The organism is Alterinioella nitratireducens, assembly GCF_013155465.1.
Classification (GTDB): domain Bacteria; phylum Pseudomonadota; class Alphaproteobacteria; order Rhodobacterales; family Rhodobacteraceae; genus Alterinioella; species Alterinioella nitratireducens.
In genome coordinates, this window is sequence record NZ_JABJVX010000043.1 from 1 (window position 1) to 4,288 (window position 4,288).

Annotated in this window: 6 protein-coding genes; 1 reads left to right on the forward strand and 5 read right to left on the reverse strand. The window is 62.1% G+C overall.

The features are described 5' to 3' along the window. Window positions 1-71: 71 nt before the first annotated feature. Window positions 72-356, reverse strand: a complete 285-nt coding sequence (locus HNS34_RS20475) for a DUF7220 family protein (RefSeq protein WP_456236985.1) — start codon at window positions 354-356, stop codon at window positions 72-74. Between HNS34_RS20475 and HNS34_RS20480 the strand changes: the two genes are divergently transcribed. Further along, entirely contained in the window at window positions 355-978 is a 624-nt protein-coding gene (locus HNS34_RS20480; RefSeq protein WP_235952837.1) for a CIA30 family protein, read from the forward strand. The genes HNS34_RS20475 and HNS34_RS20480 overlap by 2 nt on opposite strands. On the opposite strand, the gene HNS34_RS20485 is transcribed toward HNS34_RS20480, so the two are convergent. The 4 genes from HNS34_RS20485 to HNS34_RS20500 all read right to left on the reverse strand — a co-directional run bounded on the left by HNS34_RS20485 (window position 954) and on the right by HNS34_RS20500 (window position 3,889). Next, window positions 954-2,306 (reverse strand): site-specific DNA-methyltransferase, encoded by a 1,353-nt coding sequence (locus HNS34_RS20485; protein ID WP_172321924.1) that lies wholly within the window; start codon window positions 2,304-2,306, stop codon window positions 954-956. The two genes, HNS34_RS20480 and HNS34_RS20485, sit on opposite strands and share 25 nt — an antisense overlap. A gap of 418 nt (window positions 2,307-2,724) precedes the next feature. Beyond that, window positions 2,725-3,153 carry a DUF6362 family protein gene (locus HNS34_RS20490; protein ID WP_172321925.1) on the reverse strand — a complete coding sequence of 143 codons (429 nt, stop codon included), beginning with the start codon at window positions 3,151-3,153 and terminating at the stop codon, window positions 2,725-2,727. Then, window positions 3,150-3,356 (reverse strand): hypothetical protein, encoded by a 207-nt coding sequence (locus HNS34_RS20495; protein ID WP_456236986.1) that lies wholly within the window; start codon window positions 3,354-3,356, stop codon window positions 3,150-3,152. The genes HNS34_RS20490 and HNS34_RS20495 overlap by 4 nt, the downstream gene beginning before the upstream one ends. Further along, entirely contained in the window at window positions 3,353-3,889 is a 537-nt protein-coding gene (locus tag HNS34_RS20500; protein ID WP_456236987.1) for a crossover junction endodeoxyribonuclease RuvC, read from the reverse strand. The genes HNS34_RS20495 and HNS34_RS20500 overlap by 4 nt, the downstream gene beginning before the upstream one ends. Between the last annotated feature and the right edge of the window lie 399 nt (window positions 3,890-4,288).

Genomic DNA, 4,288 nt, shown 5'->3' on the forward strand with positions numbered 1-4,288 from the left:
CGCCGCCAGCTCAACCCATTGGCCAAATTGGCATTTTACGACCAACTCCGCATAACCATGCGCTCCGCATATTATCGGATCGAGCGCTGATTTCGATCCGGCGAACCGCTGAAGTCCCGACTATAAGGAAGCCGTCGCCGTGTAAGCGGCGGCTTCTTCTTTCTCATCCGGATCGCCTCGAAGAGCCGCCGCAGCACATAGGACCGAGCAATACTCACAACGGTGAAAATCGCGCCCATCTTCAAGTTCTGTGCCAACGTGGTGTGCAGCCCGAATGTTGGAAAGATCAGGATCTGCGTAAGAACCGCAACGCCGTAGCCGATAAACACGTTGGCGACAGCCTCCACGAGCGACATGAAGCGTGACTGGCTGCCATTCGCAGGGATTGCGTTGTGGACAGGAGTTCTTAGATCTGAGCGCGAAGCAGTTGAAGTTCTGATCATGATCGATGCCCCTGAAATAATTGATGACCTCCGTCACACCTCACCGATGGCAGTGACTGGAAACGGCTGGGCGCTTATTTCCGATCGCGTGATGGGCGGGGTTTCGGCCGGAACGATGCGACGCGAGGTTGTTGAGGGCCGTAAGGCGATCCGCATGCTAGGCGGTGTCAGCCTTGAGAATAACGGTGGCTTTCTCCAGGTCGCACTAGATCTTGGCGATGCGGGCAGCGAAGTCGACGCGCGAAACTGGACCGGGATCAAGTTGGACGTTTTCGGGAACGACCAGGTCTACAACCTGCATCTGCGGACATCAGACATTCACCGTCCCTGGGAATCTTACCGCCAGAGTTTCTGCGCTCCGTCCCGCTGGACGACCATCTATCTTCCTTTTTCTGAATTCGTGCCGCATCGAACGGAACGTCCGCTGAACACTGCCCGGCTTCGCCGAATTGGTCTGGTCGCGATTGGCCGTGAGTTCGAGGCCGATATTTCAATTGCGGATATCCGGTTCTACGCGACTTCTGAGGATTGTTGATCTTCAGAACTGTTTGCTCCCGCTGAACTGGCCCTCAGCCGTTCGGCTTTCACCTGAGCGTAGGTCCGGCCATCACCCTCGAGGACTGCCTTGCGCCCGGTTTCGGCCTGCCAGCGCTCCACGGCGACATCGACATAGGCTGGGCTGATCTCCATCGCGAAGACACGGCGGCCATTAGCCTCACCTGCCATGATCTGCGACCCGGAGCCACAGAACGGCTCGTAGCAGAGGCCGCCACGGGCGACATGCTGGCGCATCGGGATCCCGAAAGCGTCGAGCGGTTTCGGGGTTGGGTGATCGGGGCGGTCGTCCTTGGCGAAGCTGGGCAGCGCCCATGTGGACGGCAGGGTTTCCTCGGCCACCTTCGGCGGACGGTTCGGACGGCGCCAGCCCATGAAGCAGGGCTCGTGCTTCCAGAGGTAATGCGAGCGGGTCAGAACCCCGCGGTCCTTCACCCAGATGATCTGCTGGTGGACGAAGGCCCCGGCCTTTTCCCAGCAGGCCTCCAGCATCGCCTGACGGCGCGAGGCGTGCCAGCAATACCAGGCAGCATTCTCGGCGATGGCTTCCGCCACGGCGGCGGCAATGAAGCCATCGTAAAGTTCGGCCCCCTGCGAACTGTCGTCCCAGGTGGTGCCGTAGGACGCCGACCAATCCTTGTTGCGGGTCGGGTGGTTCGAGCCGTCGTAGTCCACCAGATACGGCGGATCGGTCGCGAACAGGATCGCCCGCTCGCCGTTCATCAAGCGGCGCACATCGGCCGCGCTGGTGCTGTCGCCGCAGAGGAGGCGATGGTCGCCGAGGATCCAGAGATCGCCGGTGCGCGACGCCGGATTGCGCGGTGGTTCGGGGATGGTCACCGGCGGCACGGAGCCACCGGCGCCACCTTCTTCACCGTCCCCCTCCGGCACATAGGCCAGCAACTTGTCCAACTCGCCATCGGAAAAGCCGACCATCGACAAGTCGAAATCCTCAACCAGCAGATCGTTCAGTTCCGCCGACAGCAGCGCCTCATCCCAAGTCCCGAGTTCCGTCAGCTTGTTGTCCGCGATGCGATAGGCCCGGCGTTGCGCCTCGGTCAAATGGCCCAGCACGATCACCGGTGCCTCGGTCAGCCCCAGCTGCGTGGCGGCCAGGACCCGGCCATGGCCCGCGATCAGTTCTCCGTCATCGGCGACGAGGCACGGCACGGTCCAGCCGAACTCGGCCATGCTGGCGGCAATCTTCGCGACCTGGTCCGCACCATGCGCCTTCGCGTTATTCGCGTAGGGCTGGAGCCTGGCCAGCGGCCACATCTCGATCGCGTCCGGGGCAAAGCTCAGCGTCATGATTTGGGTGCGCCTCGATGGGGTGGACCCCTGGACTCCGGATACCGGCAGCCAGCCTGGACTCCGCAAAGGGTCCAGCGGCCACCGTAAGTGGCCGGCTTCAAGAGTTTGTTTTGTTGTGGTTTTCAGCAGGTCGCGGGTGGATACCCAATGGGGTGGCTTCCCAAAAATCCGGCCCTATCGCTAGCGATATTGCGCGCTTCGCCCGCCAGCATACGAAAGTGGCCCAGAAGGAACCAAGAACTCAAAGGGTTAGAGGATTGGACCCCGACTGGACCCTTCGGTGGACCCAGGGGTCCAGCGGCGCAGACCGTCCCGCGCGCGCCTCTCCCGAGTATATCCCGTTTCTAACCCCCAGTCGGGCTTTTTGTCTCATCGAAAACTGTCCGCCGGACACTTTCCTAGTGGCTGCGTGCGCTTACGCGCCAGCGGCCAGTTCGATCACGCGGCGCTTCGACATGTTGCGGTTGAACCTTCGCCTGTTGAGGGTCAGCGCGATGACGGAAATCCCGAATTGCCAATGCTGGTGGGCTGCAGAGCGCTGCAAACCGACAGCCCAGCAGATCTCCTTCCAGCGTTCGCCATGCGCCTTCATCCAGACGATTTTGCCATCGATGGGCTCGAGGCAGGCGGTCCAGGTCAGCGTCTCCTCCATCCGGCTGATTGCCTGCGGTGAGGGCAGCACGCGCATGGGCTTCGGCTCCTGGCCCACTTTGTCGGCGAAGCTGTAGACCGTCTCCGGCCAGGTGCTGAAATACCCTTGCCTGCGCGGCTCGGGCAGGCGTTTGAGAACGAAGGCAGCTTCGGCGAGCCGCTCTTCGACCAACTCCGGTGTCCAGTCCGTCATTGTGACACCTCCCGATCTCGCAGGCACTGCCCGTACAGTTTCTCTCCGAGCTGCCGGACCAATTCCCGTTCGGGCCAGGTCAGGCGGTGGTCGTCGGCGGCCACAGCCAGCAGACCTTGCTCCTGCCAGCCGTCGCGTTTGACGTCGTCGGGGCTGCGGCGATGCCCGCCATAGCCCTTGGGCACAAACCGCATCCCACTCATTGCATTCCCCCCTTGGTCTCGAGCGCCCAGAACAGGATCGCGATAGCATCGGCCTCATTGTCGTCAGCTGGGCTGAACCCGCGCGACCGGGCAGCGGCGATCATGGCCTCCTTGTTGGCGTTGCCCTTTCCGGTGGCGAACCGCTTGATGGTGCCGACGGGCACGCCCTCGTAAGGCACACCGCGCATCTCGGTCCATGCTGTCAGCGTGGCCATGAAACCCCCATAGACGTGGGCCGCGTCGGTGCCTGCGTGGCGGCGGACTTCCTCGAACCAGATGGCCGCGATGGGTCCGGACAGCCGGTCCAGTTCGCCCAGCCAGTTGCTGAAGCGCAGGTAGCGCATACCGCCGCCGTCGAACCGGCCGGGGCGGAAGGACACGGTGCCGCTGGTGATCAGCCCATCGGCACCATGCAGGGCCCAGCCTGTGGTCGTGCCGAGATCGAGCGCGAGCAATGTGCGGTCGGCGCGGAAGGCAGGTGGCAGATCGGGGATTGCCTCCCGCATCCTGGTGGTCAGAGTCGCTTCAGCCATCGTGGTCTCCTTTTCGGGTTGGCTGCGGGGGTGGAAGACGACGGCGGTCATGTGCTTGGCGGTACGGGCCGCCGTCGTCGGATCGGAATGTGCAGGGAGCGCCGGAGCACGCGCGCGCGGATACCCCTCGACGTATGGGAGGAGAGGCCAAACCTGCCGGTTGGCCTCCCCATACGTAGTATGGGGGCTTTCATTGTTCGTCCTCCAATCAGCGTAAGATGCTAAATTCATTTGGGTTTCGAGGACGAACAGAGGACGTACAAGAGGACGAACCTGTTCGACCTCTTTTGGCTCCAAGTGATTGATTTCATTGAATTGAGGACGAACAACGGCGGAGGACGAACATGTTTGTCCTGAGGTCGAACAGAGGACGTACAAGCCAAAATCAGGCATTTTCAT

Excerpts from the sequence above, each read along its gene's own strand:
- HNS34_RS20480 (WP_235952837.1), top strand. The coding sequence starts at position 355 with ATGAAGCGTGACTGGCTGCCATTCGCAGGGATTGCGTTGTGGACAGGA.
- HNS34_RS20475 (WP_456236985.1), bottom strand. The coding sequence starts at position 356 with ATGTCGCTCGTGGAGGCTGTCGCCAACGTGTTTATCGGCTACGGCGTT.
- HNS34_RS20485 (WP_172321924.1), bottom strand. The coding sequence starts at position 2,306 with ATGACGCTGAGCTTTGCCCCGGACGCGATCGAGATGTGGCCGCTGGCC.
- HNS34_RS20490 (WP_172321925.1), bottom strand. The coding sequence starts at position 3,153 with ATGACGGACTGGACACCGGAGTTGGTCGAAGAGCGGCTCGCCGAAGCT.
- HNS34_RS20495 (WP_456236986.1), bottom strand. The coding sequence starts at position 3,356 with ATGAGTGGGATGCGGTTTGTGCCCAAGGGCTATGGCGGGCATCGCCGC.
- HNS34_RS20500 (WP_456236987.1), bottom strand. The coding sequence starts at position 3,889 with ATGGCTGAAGCGACTCTGACCACCAGGATGCGGGAGGCAATCCCCGAT.